Source organism: Bacillus sp. ms-22 (assembly GCF_009759805.1).
Taxonomy (GTDB): domain Bacteria; phylum Bacillota; class Bacilli; order Bacillales; family Bacillaceae; genus Bacillus; species Bacillus xiamenensis.
Genome location: NZ_CP046653.1, coordinates 2,642,534 through 2,662,369, shown reverse-complemented (window position 1 = coordinate 2,662,369; position 19,836 = coordinate 2,642,534). Strand labels below are relative to the sequence as shown.

30 protein-coding genes, 1 tRNA gene, 1 pseudogene and 1 riboswitch are annotated in these 19,836 nt (G+C 39.0%); of the genes and pseudogenes, 25 read left to right on the top strand and 7 right to left on the bottom strand.

Annotation, left to right across the window (positions count from 1 at the left end):
• Nucleotides 1-53: 53 nt before the first annotated feature.
• From GPA07_RS13925 to GPA07_RS13915, 3 genes are read right to left on the bottom strand one after another with little or no spacing between them, the layout of a single operon-like run.
• Complete coding sequence (locus GPA07_RS13925; protein ID WP_008355391.1) at nucleotides 54-488, bottom strand: GNAT family N-acetyltransferase; 435 nt, start codon at nucleotides 486-488, stop codon at nucleotides 54-56.
• A gap of 6 nt (nucleotides 489-494) precedes the next feature.
• Entirely contained in the window at nucleotides 495-1,010 is a 516-nt protein-coding gene (locus GPA07_RS13920) for a YjcG family protein (RefSeq protein WP_008355393.1), read from the bottom strand.
• A gap of 52 nt (nucleotides 1,011-1,062) precedes the next feature.
• Nucleotides 1,063-1,803 (bottom strand): esterase family protein, encoded by a 741-nt coding sequence (locus GPA07_RS13915; RefSeq protein WP_008355396.1) that lies wholly within the window; start codon nucleotides 1,801-1,803, stop codon nucleotides 1,063-1,065.
• A gap of 220 nt (nucleotides 1,804-2,023) precedes the next feature.
• Nucleotides 2,024-2,145: riboswitch (SAM riboswitch) on the top strand.
• 78 nt (nucleotides 2,146-2,223) lie between these two features.
• Here GPA07_RS13915 and GPA07_RS13910 point away from each other — a divergent pair.
• From GPA07_RS13910 to GPA07_RS13900, 3 genes are all read left to right on the top strand, one after another.
• Nucleotides 2,224-3,342 carry a methionine biosynthesis PLP-dependent protein gene (locus GPA07_RS13910; protein WP_008355397.1) on the top strand — a complete coding sequence of 373 codons (1,119 nt, stop codon included), beginning with the start codon at nucleotides 2,224-2,226 and terminating at the stop codon, nucleotides 3,340-3,342.
• Complete coding sequence (metC, locus tag GPA07_RS13905) at nucleotides 3,339-4,517, top strand: cystathionine beta-lyase (protein WP_008355399.1); 1,179 nt, start codon at nucleotides 3,339-3,341, stop codon at nucleotides 4,515-4,517. The genes GPA07_RS13910 and metC overlap by 4 nt, the downstream gene beginning before the upstream one ends.
• 303 nt (nucleotides 4,518-4,820) lie before the next feature.
• Nucleotides 4,821-4,893 (top strand) — tRNA-Val (locus tag GPA07_RS13900).
• 94 nt (nucleotides 4,894-4,987) lie between these two features.
• On the opposite strand, the gene GPA07_RS13895 is transcribed toward GPA07_RS13900, so the two are convergent.
• The 4 genes from GPA07_RS13895 to GPA07_RS13880 all read right to left on the bottom strand — a co-directional run bounded on the left by GPA07_RS13895 (nucleotide 4,988) and on the right by GPA07_RS13880 (nucleotide 7,552).
• A complete protein-coding gene (locus GPA07_RS13895; protein ID WP_157292824.1) occupies nucleotides 4,988-6,223 on the bottom strand; it encodes a tyrosine-type recombinase/integrase in 1,236 nt (411 codons plus the stop codon).
• A 103-nt stretch (nucleotides 6,224-6,326) separates the two neighbouring features.
• Nucleotides 6,327-6,467: a hypothetical protein gene (locus GPA07_RS13890; protein WP_157292822.1), complete on the bottom strand. Its 141-nt coding sequence runs from the start codon at nucleotides 6,465-6,467 to the stop codon at nucleotides 6,327-6,329.
• A 76-nt stretch (nucleotides 6,468-6,543) separates the two neighbouring features.
• Nucleotides 6,544-7,185, bottom strand: a complete 642-nt coding sequence (locus GPA07_RS13885; protein WP_157292820.1) for a hypothetical protein — start codon at nucleotides 7,183-7,185, stop codon at nucleotides 6,544-6,546.
• 34 nt (nucleotides 7,186-7,219) lie between these two features.
• Nucleotides 7,220-7,552 carry a helix-turn-helix domain-containing protein gene (locus GPA07_RS13880; protein WP_157292818.1) on the bottom strand — a complete coding sequence of 111 codons (333 nt, stop codon included), beginning with the start codon at nucleotides 7,550-7,552 and terminating at the stop codon, nucleotides 7,220-7,222.
• Nucleotides 7,553-7,714: 162 nt separating this feature from the next.
• Here GPA07_RS13880 and GPA07_RS13875 point away from each other — a divergent pair, with 162 nt between their 5' ends.
• The 22 genes and pseudogenes from GPA07_RS13875 to GPA07_RS13775 all read left to right on the top strand — a co-directional run bounded on the left by GPA07_RS13875 (nucleotide 7,715) and on the right by GPA07_RS13775 (nucleotide 19,809).
• The gene (locus GPA07_RS13875; protein ID WP_144525742.1) at nucleotides 7,715-7,909 is read left to right on the top strand and encodes a helix-turn-helix transcriptional regulator; all 195 of its coding nucleotides are present in this window, start codon (nucleotides 7,715-7,717) and stop codon (nucleotides 7,907-7,909) included.
• Between the two features lie 21 nt (nucleotides 7,910-7,930).
• Nucleotides 7,931-8,125 (top strand): helix-turn-helix domain-containing protein, encoded by a 195-nt coding sequence (locus GPA07_RS13870; RefSeq protein WP_157292816.1) that lies wholly within the window; start codon nucleotides 7,931-7,933, stop codon nucleotides 8,123-8,125.
• 111 nt (nucleotides 8,126-8,236) lie between these two features.
• A complete protein-coding gene (locus GPA07_RS13865; RefSeq protein WP_223251388.1) occupies nucleotides 8,237-8,479 on the top strand; it encodes a helix-turn-helix domain-containing protein in 243 nt (80 codons plus the stop codon).
• 2 nt (nucleotides 8,480-8,481) lie between these two features.
• A complete protein-coding gene (locus tag GPA07_RS13860) occupies nucleotides 8,482-8,751 on the top strand; it encodes a hypothetical protein (protein ID WP_144498803.1) in 270 nt (89 codons plus the stop codon).
• Entirely contained in the window at nucleotides 8,752-8,922 is a 171-nt protein-coding gene (locus GPA07_RS13855; protein WP_155267116.1) for a hypothetical protein, read from the top strand.
• Between the two features lie 189 nt (nucleotides 8,923-9,111).
• A complete protein-coding gene (locus GPA07_RS13850; RefSeq protein ID WP_025092874.1) occupies nucleotides 9,112-9,303 on the top strand; it encodes a hypothetical protein in 192 nt (63 codons plus the stop codon).
• Nucleotides 9,304-9,335: 32 nt separating this feature from the next.
• Nucleotides 9,336-9,557, top strand: a complete 222-nt coding sequence (locus tag GPA07_RS13845) for a YqaI family protein (protein WP_157292814.1) — start codon at nucleotides 9,336-9,338, stop codon at nucleotides 9,555-9,557.
• Nucleotides 9,558-9,664: 107 nt separating this feature from the next.
• Nucleotides 9,665-10,585 carry a hypothetical protein gene (locus tag GPA07_RS13840; protein ID WP_046343215.1) on the top strand — a complete coding sequence of 307 codons (921 nt, stop codon included), beginning with the start codon at nucleotides 9,665-9,667 and terminating at the stop codon, nucleotides 10,583-10,585.
• Nucleotides 10,586-10,651: 66 nt separating this feature from the next.
• Entirely contained in the window at nucleotides 10,652-11,344 is a 693-nt protein-coding gene (locus GPA07_RS13835) for a PD-(D/E)XK nuclease-like domain-containing protein (protein WP_232532050.1), read from the top strand.
• Between the two features lie 213 nt (nucleotides 11,345-11,557).
• Nucleotides 11,558-12,418: a hypothetical protein gene (locus GPA07_RS13830; RefSeq protein WP_157292810.1), complete on the top strand. Its 861-nt coding sequence runs from the start codon at nucleotides 11,558-11,560 to the stop codon at nucleotides 12,416-12,418.
• A 5-nt stretch (nucleotides 12,419-12,423) separates the two neighbouring features.
• Complete coding sequence (locus GPA07_RS13825; protein WP_073979814.1) at nucleotides 12,424-12,711, top strand: replicative helicase loader/inhibitor; 288 nt, start codon at nucleotides 12,424-12,426, stop codon at nucleotides 12,709-12,711.
• Nucleotides 12,683-13,974, top strand: a pseudogene (gene dnaB / locus GPA07_RS13820) (replicative DNA helicase). Before GPA07_RS13825 ends, dnaB begins: the two are co-directional and overlap by 29 nt.
• Nucleotides 13,975-13,988: 14 nt before the next feature.
• Entirely contained in the window at nucleotides 13,989-14,183 is a 195-nt protein-coding gene (locus tag GPA07_RS13815; protein WP_073979752.1) for a hypothetical protein, read from the top strand.
• Nucleotides 14,180-14,629 carry a RusA family crossover junction endodeoxyribonuclease gene (locus tag GPA07_RS13810; protein WP_157292808.1) on the top strand — a complete coding sequence of 150 codons (450 nt, stop codon included), beginning with the start codon at nucleotides 14,180-14,182 and terminating at the stop codon, nucleotides 14,627-14,629. The genes GPA07_RS13815 and GPA07_RS13810 overlap by 4 nt, the downstream gene beginning before the upstream one ends.
• On the top strand, nucleotides 14,617-14,871 hold the full coding sequence (locus tag GPA07_RS19070) for a hypothetical protein (RefSeq protein ID WP_332835456.1): 255 nt from the start codon (nucleotides 14,617-14,619) through the stop codon (nucleotides 14,869-14,871). The genes GPA07_RS13810 and GPA07_RS19070 overlap by 13 nt, the downstream gene beginning before the upstream one ends.
• Nucleotides 14,855-15,304, top strand: a complete 450-nt coding sequence (locus GPA07_RS13805) for a hypothetical protein (protein WP_332835455.1) — start codon at nucleotides 14,855-14,857, stop codon at nucleotides 15,302-15,304. The genes GPA07_RS19070 and GPA07_RS13805 overlap by 17 nt, the downstream gene beginning before the upstream one ends.
• Before the next feature lie 132 nt (nucleotides 15,305-15,436).
• Nucleotides 15,437-15,721 (top strand): HIT family protein, encoded by a 285-nt coding sequence (locus GPA07_RS13800; protein WP_096881253.1) that lies wholly within the window; start codon nucleotides 15,437-15,439, stop codon nucleotides 15,719-15,721.
• Nucleotides 15,722-15,795: 74 nt separating this feature from the next.
• Nucleotides 15,796-15,996: an XtrA/YqaO family protein gene (locus GPA07_RS13795; protein ID WP_157292801.1), complete on the top strand. Its 201-nt coding sequence runs from the start codon at nucleotides 15,796-15,798 to the stop codon at nucleotides 15,994-15,996.
• A gap of 157 nt (nucleotides 15,997-16,153) precedes the next feature.
• Nucleotides 16,154-17,221 (top strand): patatin-like phospholipase family protein, encoded by a 1,068-nt coding sequence (locus tag GPA07_RS13790; protein ID WP_157292799.1) that lies wholly within the window; start codon nucleotides 16,154-16,156, stop codon nucleotides 17,219-17,221.
• A gap of 335 nt (nucleotides 17,222-17,556) precedes the next feature.
• On the top strand, nucleotides 17,557-18,543 hold the full coding sequence (locus tag GPA07_RS13785; protein WP_157292797.1) for a DNA-methyltransferase: 987 nt from the start codon (nucleotides 17,557-17,559) through the stop codon (nucleotides 18,541-18,543).
• 137 nt (nucleotides 18,544-18,680) lie between these two features.
• Entirely contained in the window at nucleotides 18,681-19,262 is a 582-nt protein-coding gene (locus GPA07_RS13780) for a hypothetical protein (protein WP_157292795.1), read from the top strand.
• 91 nt (nucleotides 19,263-19,353) lie between these two features.
• Complete coding sequence (locus GPA07_RS13775) at nucleotides 19,354-19,809, top strand: sigma-70 family RNA polymerase sigma factor (protein WP_157292793.1); 456 nt, start codon at nucleotides 19,354-19,356, stop codon at nucleotides 19,807-19,809.
• The last annotated feature ends 27 nt before the right edge of the window (nucleotides 19,810-19,836 follow it).

Here is a 19,836-nt window from a genome sequence, read left to right as displayed (position 1 = left end):
GATAATGAATAAAGAAACAGCCAGGACTATGATGCTCTGGCTGTTTCTTTTCGTTAAGCGGATAGCGTTTTTGTCATTTTTACATGTGTGATACCTGCTTCTTCAAACGGTTCAGAAACGACTTTGTAGCCTTTCTTTTCGTAGAAAGGAAGAGCCTGGATTTGTGCATGCATGACAGCTTCTTTCGCTCCATTGGCAATGGCTTCAGATTCTAGTGCTTCTAATAGTTGGTGGCCGAGGCCGAAAGATCGCGCCTCTTTTAATACACAAATCCGTTCAAGCTTTGCCTTAGGACCGTCAATCATCCGCAGTCTAGCAGCAGCCTGCGGCTTATCGTCATCGTTATAAATGACAAAATGAATGGCATCGTCCTCTAATTCATCGATTTCGATCTCTAATGGGACTTCTTGTTCTTTCACGAAAACTTCTTTTCGAACGTAATAGGCATCTTCTCGTTGTGTTTGTGCTTTTGCGATGACTGTATTCAAATGTCTTTAACCCTCTTCTCCTAAAATAAATGTTTCATAAACGGTCCAAGATCCATTTTCTAGCTGATATAACAGGTGGAAGCGGTCAACCGTTTCTTCATGATCAATCTTTCTCAGCTTTAATGTACCAAGTACGTCTGAATGCTCATCATCTGATAATTTTTGAGCCACTGTTACATGCGGAACAAATGCATATTCAGGTTTACCAGCCAGTGGTTCAGTATACAATTTTTCATTTAGAGCCATTAATTCCTCGTTCGGTTCTACTTTCATATAAATGACGTTGTTTACAGGAGCGAATGAACTGAATTTTTTGATACGTAACGTAATAGGAGAAGCATTTTTGGCATACTCACGCAAGGTGGAGACGACCTCAGCTGCTTCTAGATCCGTTAATTCAAAAGGTGTTCTTAATGTTAAATGCGGCGGTATGAGTGCATAGTTCGGATCATAACGTTTCCGATAAGAGTTCGCAATATCTTGCAATTTTTTTGATGGAAATAAAACAACTCCGTATTTCATCATGTTCCCTCCTGATTAAGAAAGTATTTATTATTGTTTATTATAACAAAATTCAGTTGATGAACGAATATGGGAGCATTCTTTTTAACGAAGGTGCAATGAGCGGCTGCCAAAATGTCCATTTATGGTCCCCTTCGAATGTCTCAAATAAATAATCCGCACCAGACTGTTCAAGAAGAGCCTTCAGTTCTTCGTTCGGCTGAATAAAATCAAGCACTTGGCCATCTGTTGTTTTCACAGCCGTTTCTTCTAACCCAATTTGATGGATAATGGCATAATGAGAAAGTGATGCTGATTGTTTGACCGCTTGTAAGACCGACTCATCAACGTAAGGGGACTGCAAAATCAGTCCGCCAAATAACGAAGGATAATCAATGGCTGTCATGAGTGAGATGGTAGCACCGAGTGAATCACCAATAAACGTACGCCCCGATCCGATTTGATACGTTGGAAAGTGTTCATCAATATAAGGGACAAGTTCATTTGCTAAAAAGCGTTTATACGCCTCGAACTTTGTGCCATCTGGATGATACGTATTTCGTCTTTCGGTGACATTTTCATAGGGAACACCAATGATAATCGCGCGTTCCATTTCTTTGTTTTGCATGAGTTCTTCCGCCTGTCTGCCTATTTTACCTAAGCGGAAATAATCATGACCATCTTGGGCAATGATGACATGATATGTATAAAGGGGCGAGTAATTGACTGGTAAATAAATCAGAACGGTCATGTCCGTCCCAAGTTCTTTTGAGTGTAAGGTTTCTTCTTGAATCATTCCTGTTTTCTTCACCATAATCCATTCCTCCAGCTAACCAAATTCATCATAAGTGAAACGTTTCCATTCATTGTAACACGAAAAACAGCGTTGTTCCTATATGCTAACATGCAATCAAATCGGCTGACATTCAATCTAGTGCAAAATACAGAAAATTTTAATTAATCGTTACATTTCCCCTTGAAAAATGAGTTTTAATGCGTTACAGTATTAAGAATTAGAACAGACAGACAACACATTCTTATCGTGAGAGGTGGAGGGACTGGCCCTTTGAAACCTCAGCAACCGGTATGCATCACATGATGTGATGTACCAAGGTGCTAAATCCAGCAAGCAGTTTTTTTGCTTGGAAGATAAGAGGAAGCGATTAAACCCCTTCTTCTTATGAAGAAGGGGTTTTCTGTTTTGAAATCAGATTTTTACTTAGGATGGTGTCAAATGACAGAACATGTGGAAACGAAATTAGCGCAAATTGGAAACCGTAGCGATGAGGCGACTGGCACTGTCAGTCCTCCAGTTTATCTTTCAACAGCATACAGACATAGAGGTATTGGTGAATCAACAGGGTTTGATTATATTCGGACGAAAAACCCAACAAGACAGCTTGTAGAAGATGCGATTGCTTCACTCGAAGAAGGGACGGCCGGTTTTGCCTTCAGTTCGGGAATGGCTGCTATCCAAACGATCATGGCTCTATTTGAAAGCGGAGATGAACTGATTGTGTCATCAGATTTATATGGCGGTACATACCGTTTGTTCGAGAACGAATGGAAAAAGTATGGCCTGCGTTTTCTTTACGATGATTTTTCAGATGAAGACTGTTTACGCTCTAAAATGACGCCAAACACAAAAGCCGTCTTTATTGAAACCCCGACAAATCCACTCATGCAGGAAGCGGATATTCAAAAGGTTGCGAAGATCGCAAAAGAGCATGGCGCTTTGGTCATTGTCGATAACACCTTTTACACACCAGTGTTGCAAAAGCCGATTACGCTTGGAGCGGATATTGTCATTCATAGCGCAACCAAATATTTAGGCGGACATAATGACGTCCTTGCTGGTCTCGTGGTCACAAAAGGAGAGCAGCTTTCTGAAGATATGTTCCAGCATCAAAATGCCATCGGAGCGGTTTTATCTCCATTTGACTCTTGGCTTTTAATGAGAGGAATGAAAACGCTGGCTCTTAGAATGCGCCAGCACGAGGCAAATGCGAAGGAATTAGCTGACTTTCTAAAGCAGCAGCCGGAAATCCAAGATGTTCTTTACCCAGGTAAGGGTGGGATGCTGTCATTCCGTGTTGCCAAAGAGGACTGGGTCAACCCATTTTTAAAGCAGCTGAAAACGATTTGTTTTGCGGAAAGCCTTGGCGGAATTGAAAGCTTTATTACGTATCCAGCGACGCAAACGCACATGGACATCCCAGAAGAGATTCGCATCGCAAACGGTGTGTGTAACAAACTGCTCCGTTTCTCTGTTGGGATTGAGCATGTGGATGACCTGAAAGCAGACCTGAAGCAGGCACTATCAAAAGTGAAAGAGGAGGTACACACGAAATGACCACACACGATTGGACACTCGAAACACAACTCGTTCATAATGCGTTTAAAACAGACCGCTCAACAGGTGCAGTCAGTGTACCGATTCAACATGCATCGACATTTCACCAAAGCAGCTTCGATGAATTTGGTCAATATGACTACTCTCGATCAGGCACTCCTACACGTCAGGCGCTAGAGGATACGATTGCAGCGCTAGAAGGAGGAACGAGAGGGCTTGCCTTTGCGTCAGGTATGGCAGCCATTTCAACTGCTTTTCTTCTGTTATCAAAAGGGGATCATGTTCTTGTCACAAGAGATGTGTACGGGGGAACATTCAGGATGATCACCCAAGTTCTTTCGAGATTTGGCATTGAGCATACCTTTGTGGACATGACAGATTTAAACGAAGTCAAACAAGGCATTCAATCGAATACGAAAGTCATTTACATGGAAACACCGTCAAACCCCACACTAGGGATTACGGATATTGCAGGCGTTGTCCAGCTTGCGAAAGAGCATGACTGTCTAACCTTCTTAGATAATACGTTCTTAACGCCTGCGCTTCAGCGTCCGCTGGATCTTGGTGTTGATATTGTGCTGCACAGTGCAACGAAATTTTTGAGCGGTCACAGTGATGTATTGTCTGGCTTAGCCGTGGTCAAAGACGAGAAGCTGGGAGAAGAACTTTATTCACTGCAAAATTCATTCGGTGCGGTTCTTGGCGTTCAGGATTGCTGGCTTGTGTTAAGGGGATTAAAAACACTTCAAGTCAGATTAGAAAAAGCAAGTCAAACCGCTTTAGAACTGGCATTATTCCTTAAAGAACATCCAGCGGTGAAAAAAGTATACTACCCGGGCTTAGATGATCATCCAGGGGCGGACATTCAGCGCAAGCAGGCAAGCGGAGCTGGAGCTGTTCTTTCATTTGAATTAGAAAACCAAGCGGCAGTTAAAGAATTGGTGGGTGGCGTCACATTACCTGTATTCGCCGTCAGCCTTGGCGCGGTTGAATCCATTCTGTCCTACCCAGCCAAAATGTCCCATGCCGCTATGCCAAAAGAAGAAAGAGAAAAAAGAGGCATTACAGATGGGTTGCTTCGATTAAGTGTAGGCGTCGAAAACGGGGCAGACCTCAAACGGGACTTCAAACAAGCACTCGATCAACTAAAGCCAGCTCTTGTGAACCAGTCATAAAAGTGATTGAAAAGCCGGTACAGATACCGGCTTCAGCGTGTAGACAAACCCTCGCATTCGGTGTCAGTCCTGCGTGCTGGTGCTCACGAATGTCAAATTCGCTCCGCGCCAGTACTCGTCTTTCCTAGACTGCAAAGAAGACAAAGGGCTAAAATAAAGATCATTTTAGCCCTTTGTCAACAATCTGAAGCCGCTACAGATACCGCCTTTTCGCTTTTTTGAACAAAACCATTGACGCTCCACCATGATGGTTATATAATAGAGACTGTCAGTAAAAGAAAGCCCAGAACTGATACATAATCCGATTCCGTAGCTCAGCTGGGAGAGCGCTACCTTGACAGGGTAGAGGTCGCTGGTTCGAGCCCAGTCGGAATCATCGTTGAAACCCTTGCGCAGCAAGGGTTTTTTGTTTTTTTGACAACGAATGTTTGTTCTGTTTCTTTTGATTGGGGACGAATTGGGGACGAACTTTATCCGCCAGACTGTTTCTCAATATTTTTAGGATCAAAATGATTAAAGTGTTCTGCAGTGTTAAATTCTAATTTGTTTGTGACATGACCATAAATATCTGAGGTTGTTTTAGCACTGGCATGTCCGGCTCTTTTCTGAATAGCATTAATGCTCTCACCTGCCTCTATAAGGAGAGCGACCATTGTATGTCTTAAATCATGTAGTCGAATATTTTTTAATTTGTGTTTGTTTTTGATTTTTGACCATTTGGAAGTAGGGGTTGTGTAATAGTAAGGCTCACCAAAACCATTATGAAATAAATATTGGTGATCATCACCTTCCCATAAGTCACCAACTAATAGTTTTTCTTTTTTCCACATGATATGGTACTGCTTTAATTCATCCATATACCAGTTAGGCATCTTTACAAAACGTTTAGAACTTCTTGTTTTAGGTTCTTTAACATAGGGTTTGCCATCAACTGTCTTAGAAATTGAACGATTAATATGAAAGCCTCCGAGATCCCAATCAACATCTAAATGCCATTCAAGTGCAAGACCTTCACCGCGTCTTAGACCGCCGATCATAGCAGCTAAAAAATAAAGTCTCCATTTAATATCAACTTCTTGATACAAAATTTTTATACATTCAGCAGCTTCGTCAGATTCAAAATAGTTCATTTCTTGCTTTTCATGTTCTGGTTGAGGAAGTCCTTTCATAGGATCAACTTTAATGATCTTCCATTCTTCAGTAGCCGTTTTAAAAACAACTTGTAAAATTTTAAAAATGTCTTGGATAGTGGCTCCACTTAAACCTCCTGGTTTTCCATCCTTTCGTGCGCCATCTTTTTTTAAACTGTCTAAAAAATCTACAATATGAAGGCTTTTTATTTGTTCCATTTTTTTATTGCCAAAGACAGGGAGAATATGATTTTTTAAATGTCTCCAATATACATCGGAAGTAGTGAGAGAGTATGGTTTTCCGCTCTTTTGATAAAGCTTCTTCTCTTTCCACTTAGCTATAAAAGATTCAAATGTTAATTTTTCAGGTTCTATGTATTCTTCAGAAGAAACTTCGATTTTAAATTGATAGAGCTGATCTGAGAGATACTCTTGCAATCTTCTTTTCGTCTTTAATAGTTTAGTATCTTCTATGCGAATGGTTTTAGTTTTTTTCTTTCTTTTTCCGTTTACATCGTAACCAGTTTCAACAACTAATCTAAAAGAATTGCTTCCTCTTTTTTCAATGCTAGCCATATAAATCACTCCTACTATGAGAAATCTACAACAAATAATTTAGAGTCTTTTTCCTTTTTGAATAACTAAAACATTGAAGCTTACATATTAGTAAAAAGCATATTCAAGCATTGTTTTGTTTTGAATCTGAAATATCAAAGTGTCTGGCCACTGCTTCAATATTTAATGGGTTCATATCATCTAAAGGTAATTTGCTATAAATATCTTTCACTTCTATTTCTAATGCGGAATACATGTATTTCAAGAAAAATACCCCCTAGTTAAAGAATGTATGTTCGTATTTTATTTTAAAAAAATAAATACTCAAATTGAGTATCTATTTAAAATTTGACTTTAACCTTTTTCTCATCAGTAACAGTAGTTCCATTACCAACGGAGCTGTCAAAAACAAAAGTGATTTCTTTTATGTCTTTAGGATCACTTTCAAAAGGTATACCTTGAGTTATATCCTTTTTTGCTCCTGAATAAAGTTCCCATTCTCCAGAGTCAAGTAGTTGGTTTTCTTTAGCGTTAACTTGTTCTTTTGTGTTCAAGATAACATGTGATATTTGTGGCCATAGTAAATCAATTTTCCCCTTGTTCTCTGCTGAAAAAGATATTTGTATGTAATTAACGGGGTTTTTAAGTTTCAATTTAAGCCCCTGTTGATACGATTCGAGAAGATCATCTGAAATATTAGATATACTCAAAATTTTTACGTCCTTGATATTTATTGACAATGGATCAAGGTCAGTGGTTTCATCAACAACTTTAATATTTTTTAATTCATATATTTCGTTGTCCTCACCTTTATTCTTTTGACCAACTTTTGTCAAAGGACCATCGACGTATTCTCCTTGCTTTGGAGTCTCCTGTTTTTTCTCTGTGTCTTTTTCATCAGTACCAGCAGTATCGTTATTACCGCATGCACCAAGGAAGACTAAACAAAAAATCAGTAGAAATAACAATCTTCCTTTTTTCATTTAATTAGATCCCCCTGTTTTTATAACTCCGAATTTAATCTTTTTTACCAAAACCTTTTTTAAGGATTAATTCTAATAATTCACGAGCTTCTTCTTCGGTAATTTCTCCATCTCGAGAAGCGATTAATGTTTCCGGATTATTTAATATTCGACTTGTTTGTTCATCAATACTGTTTCTACCTTTGAGAAGAAAATCAATCGAGACATCTAAAATGTTCGATATAGCTATTAACGTATTATGGTCTGGCTCTCTTTTCCCTAATTCATAGGCTGTATATGCTGGTCTGGAAATACCAAGTTTATCCGCCATATATTGTTGCGTTAGTTTTTTTTCTTTTCTAATTTTTTTCAAATTATCTGGAAACATTTTATCACCTACCCTTTAATAAATACATTCTAACGTAACGTTTAGTTACATATAAGTGTATGTAACAAAAAGAAACTTTTTTTCTCGAATGGGTTGATTTTGTAACATAATGATACTATTATAAGAGTAACGAAACGTTACTTTTTAAAAAAGGGTGTTACAATGCGTGACTGGTTGAAATTAGCTAGGGAAAGTAAATCTCTAGTACAACAGGATGTAGCAAATCTTGTCGGTATTGAGAGACCTTACTACACAATGATAGAGACTGGGAGTAGAAAGCCCAGTGTTAAAATCGCAAAAAAATTAGCAGAAGTATTAGAAATCGATTGGACTTTGTTCTTTGATGACAATGCTTAAATTCAATAAGGAGGTTGTTAAATGCCAACAAAAACAACTATGACTGTTCAAGAAACGGCTGATTTCCTTGGGGTACATCACGACACTGTTTACACAATGGTTCGTGAAAGACAAATACCGTTCTTCCGAGTAAGAAAAAGAATTTTCTTTAAACGAGAAGTTCTTGAAGAATGGCAATTAGCACAAATGGAATCTAATTTTCAGCCAGTTGAATGATTGATAATTTACCACCTTAGAATACAGCGGGTTTTTAGGTTTTTCTGTTCCAATTCGCAACATGTTCTATATAGGAACATTAAGGGGGTGAGGAAGTTGAGGTTGGGGGTAGTGCTCCGACAAGCAAGGAAAAGAGCTGGGATGTCTCAAGAGAAGTTGGCTGAATTGTTAAGTCGCTCAAGGAGCTGCATATCAAAATTTGAGAACGATCAAAAGATGCTTGATGTTCCTACATATGTACGGTGGATGGAAGCGACAAATGCAAAAGAAGCCATGATCGCAACCTTATGTGGTGTCGATCCACTTGCGGTCACGCAGCAAATTACAGCCATTATGGCTTTGTTTGGAGGATGAAGATGAGAAAAGCGATTTTCAAGAGTATTGATCATGAAGGGATAACAGCTGAAATGATCTGTATTGAACAACTACAAAAAAGATTAATGAAAGCATTAGAGAGTGCTGATACAAATACGGCATTGGCAGTTCACAAAGATATTGCAAAATCATTAAACCAAATTCAGCGTTACGAAAGCCAAGCTAAGGTTCATTTATTAAAACAGGCTGCGAGGATTACAAAAATCAAATATCCCAAATCACTAAAAAATAGATTGAGAGGATTGATCTAGATGAAATATTTGTTCACAGCAAGTCGCTTAATGAAGGCGAAAGATATCGTGAAACAATGTCAGATGCGTCATACAGAGGAAGGGCTCATTTTATTAGCCGCTCTGGAATTACAGATCAGAACGGAAATAGAAAACAGAAAAAAGCAGCAAGCTCCGACACTTACTGCTTAAATCATTTCAAACCATGAATAACAAAATGATCGATCTCATTATAGCGTTATTTAGAGATCACGACAAGGCTTATTCTTGTCGTCCGGCTTGCGGATGGGACAGTGCACACCTACCCCCTCAAATCATGCTCCATCCGCGGTCGGACGATGCGAATAAGCATCAAATAATCTGTTAGGGAGGAAAGAAGTCTTGAGAACTAAACCAGTTATTAAACCTTTCAGTGAGAGACAGTCTGATCAATTCTATCTATCACAAGTGAATGGATCAATTGTCATGACTAACAAAGGTAAGCCAATGTTCCAATTTCCTGATAAACAAGCCTTTGAGAAATTTCAACAACTAAAGGCAGATGCGATCCGCTCAAAATTAGAGATTTCTTGATACTTACACCAAACAGAAAAGGAGGGAAGAAGATGAATATTGAGCATCCGATCATCACAGAGATTAATAGATACGGCTATCCAAAAGATATGGTGAGGCAAGAAGAGCATTTTGGAATTGATTTTTATGGTTCAGAAATATTGCTAGAAGATGACTATGTTGAGGATAAAAATTCGGGTGAACTGATCTTGCAAGAAAATCTAGAACGATATCTTGCAGAGGAGCTTGATTTTGAATTTAAAACAGCAAAATAAAAGAGCTCACTCCCACAAGTGAACTCATCTTAATAACCAGACACAGAATAAGGTGTCAACCACTATTATAAGCAGGTTGGCACCTAAATTCAATGGGGGTTTCTTATATGAATGGATTGTCAAATGTTGATTACTCAAACTATATGGCAGCTTCACAGCCATCAGCAGGAACTTCAGTAACAACAGAAGCTATGGTTAGTCGGCAGGCACAAGAAGTACAAGCAGCTATGGTCATAGCAAAGAAGTTTCCGCGAGATGTTTATGCTGCTTTTGAACGTATCAAGAAAGCATGTGAGCGTAGGCTATTAGCCGAGAATGCAGTCTATGAATATCCACGAGGTGGCACAAAGGTATCAGGTCCTTCAATTCGTCTGGCTGAAGCTTTGGCACAGAATTGGGGGAACATTGATTATGGAATCATGGAACTTGAACAAAAAGCAGGAGAATCTTCTGTTATGGCTTATGCATGGGATCTTGAGACCAATACTCGTCAGACCAAAATATTTACGGTAAAGCATGAACGAAAAGCAAAAGGAGCCATTACAAAGCTCAACGACCCAAGAGATATTTATGAACTGGTTGCAAACCAAGGAGCACGTCGCGTTCGTGCGTGCATTCTCGGAGTGATACCAGGAGACATTGTTGATGCAGCAGTTGATATGTGTCAAAGAACACTTATTGATGGCCATAAAGAGCCTCTAGAAGATCGCTTAAGAAAAGCATTAACAACATTTAAAGCTGATTTTGGTGTTACGAAGGAAATGGTCGAGGAATATGTCGGTAGCAAATTGGATGCATTCACTGAGCAAGATTACCTCAAAATAGGACGCATCTATACTTCACTTCGTGATGGAATGGCAAAGAAAGAGGACTATTTCAACGTCAAAACTTCAGGTGCTACTAATGCCACAAAATCCAAAATCGAAGAAGAGTTTCTAAAGCAGCAGGAACAAAAAGAAAGTGCTGAAAAGGCTGGTGAGCCAGCAAATGATGATTCCGACAATCAACAAGGAGAATTATTACTCTAACGAGTAGACCGAGTTTATATGTCAAATTCTCAATATAAGAGTTTCTTAGAGTGTGAGGCGGCTACAATGGCAAAACTCAACGGTGAATGGCAGCCGCCGTCTTCTGAGGCTCTTCTATTTGGACAATATGTTCATGCCTGGCTTGAAGGAGAGCAGGCCTTTGATGATTTTAAGATGAACACACCTGCTCTATTTACACAAAAGGGCCAATTATATAAACAGTATCAATTGGCTGATCTCATGATTGAAGCTATACAGAATGACGACTTGTGCAAGTTTGTTCTTCAAGGAGATAAAGAAGTGATTATCACAGCCAAATTGTTCGGAGTGCCTTGGAAAGGAAAACTCGATGTGTACAACCCAGCAGGTGGGCGTTTTGCTGATCTTAAAACAACTCGCTCTCTTAGGGAAAGGATATGGGATCAAGAGCTTGGCTATTGTTCATTTGTAGAAGCCTATGGATATATTGCTCAAATGGCTCTCTATGCGGAATTAGAAAGACGGGAAACAGGACGTAGTGATTGGTTAGAGCCTTTGATTGTGGCCATATCAAAAGAAGATCCACCAGATAAAGCAGTTATCAATATTGATGAGTCAAGAATGGAAATTGAGTTAGAGGATATAGAAAAAAACATGGAGCGGATCGTTCAGGTTAAGCATGGCGGAGAAAGACCGAGAAGATGTGAAAAGTGTAAGTATTGTCGTTCTACAAATCGTCTAAACCGCATCACCCATTTTTCTGAACTGGTGAACAGCTAATGAGGGAGAAGCTAATCATTAAAGTTCCTATTCCGTTTGTGTACCTGTCTTTATCTAAATCAAGTCGTAATCAAGCTGCGTTATTTAGAGCGTATGTAAAGGGTTATATCCAAAGAAATGAGCCAGGTCTTACTTTTATTAGGATCAGTGGAATGTACGCTCTATGTGAGGTTAAAAGGCCTTAAATAACGATGTTGGGGAGGAGGAAGTTATTTGTCTACTGGATGGGTAAAACTGCATCGGAAAATATTAGAACACGAATTATGGAATGACGTAACTACCTTTAGACTGTTCACTTTATTAGTTATGAGAGCAAGTCATCAAGATGGCTTCAAAATGAATGGAGTTGTTTTAAATAAGGGCCAGTACATAAGATCGTACTCAAAACTATGTGAGGACCTCGCTTATAAAGAAGGAAGAGGGCTAAAAAAGCTGTCTAAAAGTACAATTATGCGTTCAATTAAGAAACTCGTTACGAACAACATCATCACTGTTAGCGAAACGGAACTAGGAACACTATTCACCATCGTGAAATACGAGTCATATCAAGAGTTTTCGAGTGATCACGAAACAGAACCCAGAACGGAAGAAGAACCTATCGCAGAACGAAGACGGAACGAAAGCGGTACGAAGTCGGAACTATATCAAGAATTAAAGAATTTAAGAATTAAAGAAGAAGAGGAAGAAGAAAAGAGAGCCTCAGTAGAAAATGATCTAACTCCTTTCCAGCAGATCGAAGAAAAGTACTTATCACGAAAAGGTGGGTTGATGTTAACGCCAAAAGATTCAGCTGCCATTGAAAGGATTCTCAAGGAGCGAATCCCACTTGAAGCCATATTGAAGTGGATCGACGAGGTATTCGATCAATATCAACCAAAGCATAGAGCAGACAGTATTAAATCATTTGCATATCTGGAATCAGCGATTCTTGATCGTTGGCATGCACAGTTGCACCAACCTCAGCCTCTTAAAAACAATGTTTCTGAATTTAAACCAAAGCAGCATAGACAAAGTAATTTAGACGCACTGGCTCAATACGCAAAAGAAAATGGGATTAAATTTGGAGGAGGTTGATGTACATGAATCAAGAGCAAGCAATGTCTATCCTAACAAGAATTGCAGCTGCCTATCCAAGGTTTGAACTCACTACAGACACCATCGGAAAAGAAAGAATTAAACTCTGGCTTGATCACCTAAAGGATCAACCCTATGAACAGGTTTTGAAAAAGATCGATCAGCACATTGCTGAAAAGAGATTCCCACCTGCTATCGCAGAAATCAAAATCAAACAACCAGAGCAAAATGAATTCTTAGCGAAACAGAAAGCGTGGGAACAAAATGCAAAATTTGCGAAACGTAGAGGCTGAACAGTTTTTATTAGGTTGTATCATCCTTGAGGGTGATCTGATTAAGGAAACGGCACTAGAGCCCAGACATTTTGCTGAAGAACGGCATAAGAGGATTTTCGAAGCGATGAGGGAAGTGGACAAGCTAGTAAGCCTGTTGAATTGGCCAATATCGCTGCAGCTATGGGAGACCTTTTAAATTCAATTGGAGGCTTTGAATACTTAACCAATCTTGCAAGTACTGTTCCCTCCAAACATGCTTTCGAGACCTATGAAACATTAATTTACGAGGCTTTTAGACTCAGAGATTTACAAAGTGCTGCTTTAGCTTTTGCTAATGCCCCATGCGATGAGGGGATCACTGAGCTTTATCAAAAGACCATTGAAGTGCAAGAAGTTGGAGTTAAAGCTACTCGGACGAAAATGGATGTTCTGACGGAGATATTCATGAGCATGGAAGAAGATCAAGGGGATCTTACAGGAGTCGACACTGGTCTTGCGGACTTGAACGCCATGACAGGTGGTTGGCAAAAAAGCGATTTGATTATCGTGGCAGCTCGTCCATCGATGGGAAAGACTGCTTTTGCTCTTAACTTAGGTTGTAATAACGCGCTAAAGGGTGGAGTTACTGATATTTTCTCGCTCGAAATGTCAGATACACAGTTAACTCATCGAATGTTAAGCAGCCTTGGGAGAATTGAAGGCACGAAGTGGAGGAATCCAAAAAAATACTTTAGCGATCAAGATTATGACAGAGCCAACAAAGCTATGGGTGAATACGAAAAATTAGATATCTACATCCATGATCAGCCTACCCAAACAGTCGCAGATATCCGGTCTCAGATCCGAAAAACGAAAAAAGATCACCCTGATCAAGATCATTTAGTGGTCATTGATTATCTTCAGCTCATTACCCCAATCGGTAAATTTGAGAGCAAAAACTATGAGGTTGGTGCCATCACCAAAGAGCTGAAGAATATGGCGAGAAGCTTTAATGTCCCAATCATTTTGCTATCACAGCTCTCACGTGGAGTTGAACAGAGGCAAGATAAACGTCCAATGATGTCTGATCTTCGTGATTCAGGAAGCATTGAACAAGACGCTGATATTGTTACATTCCTCTATCGTGATGATTATTACAACAAAGATAGTGAACAGAAAAATATAGTCGAAATCATCTTTGCTAAACAGCGAAATGGTGAAGTTGGGACAATAAATGCTGCTTTTATGAAAGAGTACGGAAGGTTTGTAAACTTATCGCGGCAAATGGAAGCCGCTTTATAATACGGAGGATGAACATGTCAAATATTAATAGCATACAGCGTCGTGAGTACCTTTTAAGTGAATTAACTCGTATTGGATATTTAGCTAGTTTGGACAAGAACCCTGAAAATTTATCACTCTATGAACTTGAAATGCTTGTCATTTCTCTCAAGAGTCAACGTGGCAGTAGGGTGTTAACATATAACGCCAGGATGGAGGCATCTGAATGAAGATAGCATTCACCATCTACGGAGAGCCAGTTGCACAGGGGCGTCCAAGAGCTACTCACATGAATGGAATGACGCGATTATACGATCCCAAGAAGTCACGAGACTTTAAGCAATACGTGAAGTTGGCAGCAAGTGATCACCGTCCTGATCAACTTCTTACAGGTCCTCTGGAGTTGAGGGTTAAAGTTTACAAATCTACTTTAAAAAGTTTCAGCAAGAAAAAGGCTGCAGAAGCTGAAAGAGGCGAGTTGAGACCAGCCAAAAAGCCAGATGTTGATAACTACATCAAAGGGATAAAAGATGGCCTGAATAAAGTCATTTGGCAGGATGATAGCCAGATAGTTGATTTACATGTAAGCAAATTCTACAGCAGTTCACCAAGAATTGAAGTCGAAGTCTCAACTCTCACACCAACCCATGAGGAGGAACAAATATGTCTTTTGTAAATTTTGATGGATCAGTCAAGAAAGTAAATCACAAGCCTAAGGGTGTTACAGAATTGGTCCTTGAAATCTCAACGAAGGGTCTAGGAAACAGTATTCAAAACCTTGCTGAAATGATTGATAACGATGTGCGTGTTGAAATTGAGAGCGATGTTGTCCGCTATAACGTGCAGATCAACGCTTACACTGAGCGACCTATCGTAAATTACCAAGTAGACCAGAGCGGGCGTGGTTCACATTGCTGAGCCTGAGCCGGAACAGTTAGAGGCTGAATTGGGCTTACCAGCAGAAAAACCACAAATTGAAGAAAAGCCTATGGAAATTAAACGCGAAGTGGTGGATCAATTCATCCAAGAAGGTATGGCACCAGAGCAAGAAGGTTTCCCAGAGAATATGGCTAACATTGTGAAACGCCGCATTGAGGGTGAATCATACCGCAAATTGGCTTCAGAGCTTGAGATGTCATCCGGCGCAATAGTTGATCTGATCAATGACTACCGTGCTGCAGTGGCTCCACTCGCTGAAAAATGGTGGGATTGGAAAGAGGATCAAGCCAACGAAGCTGTGGCGATGCAAAAAAATGAAGAAGCAGCTGATGTAGATTTAGATTCCTCTCAAAGTGTGAAAGACGATTCTGACGGGAATGATCAAAAAGAAGAGGAAGACGGGGCTGCCTAAGATGGCACGCAAACGCTCAAAACGGTGGTTTTTGCTTTATCACATAGAGGATGGACAACGTGTTCACCTCTATGAACCACTTAAAAAATATGAACTGCTCAGTCGGATCAGGAAAGGATGGAGGATTATAAGATGAAAAACAAATTCTTAGAAGGAGACTGGATCAAAGCATCTAGGAAAGGTAAAAGAGAATCCCTTAATAAAGCAGGTTATGTACTTAAAGTAGCTGAAGATGACATTTTAGTACGGTTCCTTAGTGGTAATACCTTGGTTGTTCCAAAGTCTTGGGCTGAAAATTTGGATGAGGCGCTTACTGAAGCTGATTTAAAGGCTTTGATTGATTTGTCTTTAGATTTAAGGGACGAACACCTCTTTAGAATGTGTGTACGTGATTTGCAAGCTCTTCAGGACAAATAAAAAGAACCGAAGCACAAGGCCCCAGTTCTATTGAATCTACACAATTCATTATAACACATGGGGGCATGAAGCGGATGAAACCAACTGAAATTAAAGACTTTGGAACAACGATTCAAAACGCAATAGAAGCCGATAAGGTCCGCATAATCGTGATTGACGGCAACGAAGGAACCGCCCACATCACAGACGCGCCTGAACACGGAAAAACAATCATTCAAACTGCTAAAGGTCATTTTGCGAGAGTTGACCATGAAATAGGATACAAGATCAAATAATCGGAGGTAGAGAGATATAACGTATTAAGAAGGAAGTTCGATAAGTTAAGGTAAAACAGAGATTACAAATACAATGTGTATTTATTTAAAAATTAATGTGAATATTTCATTGTGAAATGAGGACAATACTTGTGAATTTATCACAGGAGGGATTTGCATGGAATATCCATTTAAAAATCTTGTTTTTGAGGGAGGAGGAGTTAAAGGAATAGCCTATGTAGGGGTTTTGGAAATTTTAGAAAAGCATAAAATTTTAGATAATGTTGAGCGAGTTGGAGGTACTTCTGCTGGAGCTATTGTTGCAATGTTGGTGAGTTTAGGTTATAGCTCATCAGAATTAGAAAAGAGTCTTAGGGAGATGGATTTAGAACAATTTATGGACTCTGATTTTGGGGTTATTAAAGATACATTTAGACTGATAACAGATGATCATGGCTGGTATAAAGGCAAAAAATTTATGAAGTGGGTTGAAAAACGCATAGAAGAAAAAGGGATAGACAAAAACGTAACATTTAAAGAGATACAGGACAATCCTAAATTTAAAAACATTTACATTCAAGGAACTAATCTGTCAACTTACAGGACCGAGACATTTTCTGCTGAAGATCCTAAATTTGCTGATATGAAAATAAAAGATGCTGTCAGAATATCTATGTCAATACCTATATTTTTTGCTGCAGTCAAGTTGAATGGATGTTTTTATGTAGACGGTGGACTCCTTTCTAACTATCCGGTAAGACTTTTTGACAGAGAAAAATATGTAGAAACAGAACATTCTGAGGAAACTGAATTATACAAAGAATTAAATGTATCTTTGGAAATTGAAGCATATGAAGAAATGGATTCATCTTCACTTAGTTTAGAAAGCAGTTTTATTCCAGGAAAGTACGTTTATAACAAAGAAACGTTAGGATTCAGATTAGACTCAAAAAATGACATAGAAATTTTCTCGGGATTAGCGCTCCCAAAAGAACATAAAATTAACACATTCTTTGATTTTATCTGGAGTTTAGTGTCAACGATCATGGAACAGCAAGCTAACCAACAATTGATTGGTGATGATATGGACAGAACAGTTTTTGTGGACACTGGTAATGTCTCTTCAATTAATTTTTCAATATCTACTGGTGAACAAAATGAGTTAATTAAATCAGGAAAAAAGAGCTGCGAAGAATATCTTAGTAAATATAAGAATCCCGAAACAATTTTAAGAAATAGTGTCTGATAAGATTTTATATGGAAGATGGTCTGTTATCAATCTGACAGACCATCTAATTAACAAAACCTATAATAGTGTAAAAACACAGTTTGTGTAGCATCTAAATAAAAGTAATTTATTAAAGAGAAAGAGTGGTTTTAACTACTCTGGAATACAGATGCTACTAAAAGTAATAAAGATATGAATACTGAAACGGCAACTAAGCTTCCAAATAAACTTCTCGTCAATGCATACACCGCCTTTAATGCTTATATTAGCAAAGTATGATGGCAAATAGATTAAAAGAAAATTACGGAATGATTACAAATATATTGAAGCCATAACGGAAGGAGGCGCACCATATGGACCTGAACCAGATAATTCAAGGCGATTGCATAAAAGTTGTTCAATCGCTGCCACCGGATACAATTCAAACCGTGGTCACAAGCCCGCCTTATTGGGGATTAAGAGATTACGGAATGACTGAGCAAATCGGTTTAGAAGAAACCGTTCAAGAATACATTCAAAAAATTGTTTCTTTATTCAGAGAGATTAAGAGAGTTTTAAAGGATGATGGCACTGTTTGGCTGAATCTAGGTGACGCTTATGCTGGAAGCGGCCGCGGAAGAATTGCTAACGGCCAAGCGCATCCAGGTATTGAACATAAACAATCTATTGGACAAAGAAGCGGCGTTATAAACCTTTCGAACAAAATAGCGGAATTAAAACCAAAAGATTTAATAGGCTTGCCGTGGCGTGTGGCATTCGCTCTCCAAGAAGATGGCTGGTACTTGCGGAAAGATATTGTTTGGAACAAACCAAATGCCATGCCGGAGAGTGTAAGGGATAGACCGACAAGCTCACATGAATATATTTTTCTTCTCTCAAAATCGCCAAAGTATTATTACGATCATGAAGCGATTAAAGAAGAAGCTGCTTACAAACCTTTTCCGGATCCACCTAGAGGATCAAAGGGAGCATTCGGAATGGAACAACAAGGGAGAAGAGAAGACAAGCCCCGTGGTTCATTCAAAGGGAAGTATGGTGACTTAGCATTCAGAGCTATCAGAAATAAGCGAAATAAGCGTTCAGTCTGGACTGTTGCAACCAAGCCAACCAAAGACGCTCACTTTGCAACATATCCAGTGGAACTGATAGAGCCGTGTGTATTAGCTGGCTGTCCTGTTGATGGAATTGTATTGGATCCATTCATGGGATCAGGAACAACGGGTATAGCGGCACTCAAGCATAGTAGAAATTTTATCGGAATTGAATTGAATCCTGAATATATAAAGATCGCAAACAAACGCTTAAACGGCGTGCAAATTGAACTGTTGCATCACCTATAAACAGCCTAGCGAATGAAAAGAAGAATTTTATTTTCAGGGAATATAAGGAAGCGAGTAAATTCATCTGTTCACCTAGAAAAAATTGTGAAAAATCCATTATTATTTACGATATAATTGATAAGAATTATTCTAGGGAGATGGGCATTATAGACATTAATTTTTACTTTCAATCAGATAATGTACAAGCAGTTAAAAGTTTTCTTCTGAATCCAAGTTTATGGGGATCATTAGCTGGGGCAAGTTTATCATCAATTGTAGCTATTGGAATTATGAGGAAAAATTTGAGTCGTGACCGAACATTAAAACTTAAAGAAAAACTTGAGGAATTTTTAGTTGAAGCAGTTTATTTTAGAGATTGTGTAAAGCTATTAATTGATCAAATGGATGCTTTTGCGCGTACGCAAAGATATGAGGATTACATTTCAGAAGAAGAAGCTGAATTATATAAAAAAATGGACGAAAAAGAGATAATTAGGTGCTTCAAGCAAATTAATTCTGTTGATAGAACTAAATTTTCTTATGAATATTACCAACATTATTTTGAAATTAAACGTATATGCGAGTTTGAATTGGAATTTCTTTGGAACCAATCAATGGAACATAACGCTAAAGGAGTTCCTAACCTTATCTTTGAGGATATTGAAGCCTTAAAAATTGAGTTGGATAAATTAAATGAAATTATATCTGCTAAAGAAATAGAACTAGAAAAATTTAAATAAGTCCAAGACGGAGAGCCTGCGGACACTGATCAACACCTTTTAAGGGTGCTGGTTGGTGTCCTTTTTTTATTTCTTAGAAAGGAGTGGCACCATGAATAAAAAACAGATTGAAGGACTCATTCACAATTATCACTGGATGGCAAAAGAGGTTCAGCGGCTCCAGCGTGTTTTATATGGTACTGACATCCCTATGCGAAGTTGGGGTGTTGCTCAATACGGTATCGAGGCAGCTCTTCCAAAGGGGAGCAAAGGAAAGAGCCAAGCTGAATTACGTGACATGGATTTACGAGAAGAAAGGCTATATAAGCGGTTGTGCAAGTTTGAAGAACGTGTATATGCAATAGAGGCAGCAGCAAGCAAAATTGAAGGAGAGAAAAACAGAGTTGTATATGATTGCATGATGGAAGGTATGAGTTATCGAGCCATTGGACTGCACTTGGGCCTGTCTCGTGAAAAGGTCCGTCAGATGAAAGATAATATCATCGACCAATTATGCCAATATTGCCACTTTGTGCACTTGTTGAATGAAGAAAAATCCGTAGTGTAAAATGGAAGGCAGGACGGGGAGGCTGAT

Excerpts from the sequence above, each read along its gene's own strand:
- GPA07_RS13920 (WP_008355393.1), bottom strand. The coding sequence starts at position 1,010 with ATGAAATACGGAGTTGTTTTATTTCCATCAAAAAAATTGCAAGATATT.
- GPA07_RS13915 (WP_008355396.1), bottom strand. The coding sequence starts at position 1,803 with ATGGTGAAGAAAACAGGAATGATTCAAGAAGAAACCTTACACTCAAAA.
- GPA07_RS13910 (WP_008355397.1), top strand. The coding sequence starts at position 2,224 with ATGACAGAACATGTGGAAACGAAATTAGCGCAAATTGGAAACCGTAGC.
- metC (WP_008355399.1), top strand. The coding sequence starts at position 3,339 with ATGACCACACACGATTGGACACTCGAAACACAACTCGTTCATAATGCG.
- GPA07_RS13895 (WP_157292824.1), bottom strand. The coding sequence starts at position 6,223 with ATGGCTAGCATTGAAAAAAGAGGAAGCAATTCTTTTAGATTAGTTGTT.
- GPA07_RS13885 (WP_157292820.1), bottom strand. The coding sequence starts at position 7,185 with ATGAAAAAAGGAAGATTGTTATTTCTACTGATTTTTTGTTTAGTCTTC.
- GPA07_RS13880 (WP_157292818.1), bottom strand. The coding sequence starts at position 7,552 with ATGTTTCCAGATAATTTGAAAAAAATTAGAAAAGAAAAAAAACTAACG.
- GPA07_RS13875 (WP_144525742.1), top strand. The coding sequence starts at position 7,715 with ATGCGTGACTGGTTGAAATTAGCTAGGGAAAGTAAATCTCTAGTACAA.
- GPA07_RS13870 (WP_157292816.1), top strand. The coding sequence starts at position 7,931 with ATGCCAACAAAAACAACTATGACTGTTCAAGAAACGGCTGATTTCCTT.
- GPA07_RS13860 (WP_144498803.1), top strand. The coding sequence starts at position 8,482 with ATGAGAAAAGCGATTTTCAAGAGTATTGATCATGAAGGGATAACAGCT.
- GPA07_RS13855 (WP_155267116.1), top strand. The coding sequence starts at position 8,752 with ATGAAATATTTGTTCACAGCAAGTCGCTTAATGAAGGCGAAAGATATC.
- GPA07_RS13845 (WP_157292814.1), top strand. The coding sequence starts at position 9,336 with ATGAATATTGAGCATCCGATCATCACAGAGATTAATAGATACGGCTAT.
- GPA07_RS13840 (WP_046343215.1), top strand. The coding sequence starts at position 9,665 with ATGAATGGATTGTCAAATGTTGATTACTCAAACTATATGGCAGCTTCA.
- GPA07_RS13835 (WP_232532050.1), top strand. The coding sequence starts at position 10,652 with ATGGCAAAACTCAACGGTGAATGGCAGCCGCCGTCTTCTGAGGCTCTT.
- GPA07_RS13825 (WP_073979814.1), top strand. The coding sequence starts at position 12,424 with ATGAATCAAGAGCAAGCAATGTCTATCCTAACAAGAATTGCAGCTGCC.
- GPA07_RS13815 (WP_073979752.1), top strand. The coding sequence starts at position 13,989 with ATGTCAAATATTAATAGCATACAGCGTCGTGAGTACCTTTTAAGTGAA.
- GPA07_RS13810 (WP_157292808.1), top strand. The coding sequence starts at position 14,180 with ATGAAGATAGCATTCACCATCTACGGAGAGCCAGTTGCACAGGGGCGT.
- GPA07_RS19070 (WP_332835456.1), top strand. The coding sequence starts at position 14,617 with ATGTCTTTTGTAAATTTTGATGGATCAGTCAAGAAAGTAAATCACAAG.
- GPA07_RS13800 (WP_096881253.1), top strand. The coding sequence starts at position 15,437 with ATGAAAAACAAATTCTTAGAAGGAGACTGGATCAAAGCATCTAGGAAA.
- GPA07_RS13795 (WP_157292801.1), top strand. The coding sequence starts at position 15,796 with ATGAAACCAACTGAAATTAAAGACTTTGGAACAACGATTCAAAACGCA.
- GPA07_RS13790 (WP_157292799.1), top strand. The coding sequence starts at position 16,154 with ATGGAATATCCATTTAAAAATCTTGTTTTTGAGGGAGGAGGAGTTAAA.
- GPA07_RS13785 (WP_157292797.1), top strand. The coding sequence starts at position 17,557 with ATGGACCTGAACCAGATAATTCAAGGCGATTGCATAAAAGTTGTTCAA.
- GPA07_RS13780 (WP_157292795.1), top strand. The coding sequence starts at position 18,681 with ATGGGCATTATAGACATTAATTTTTACTTTCAATCAGATAATGTACAA.
- GPA07_RS13775 (WP_157292793.1), top strand. The coding sequence starts at position 19,354 with ATGAATAAAAAACAGATTGAAGGACTCATTCACAATTATCACTGGATG.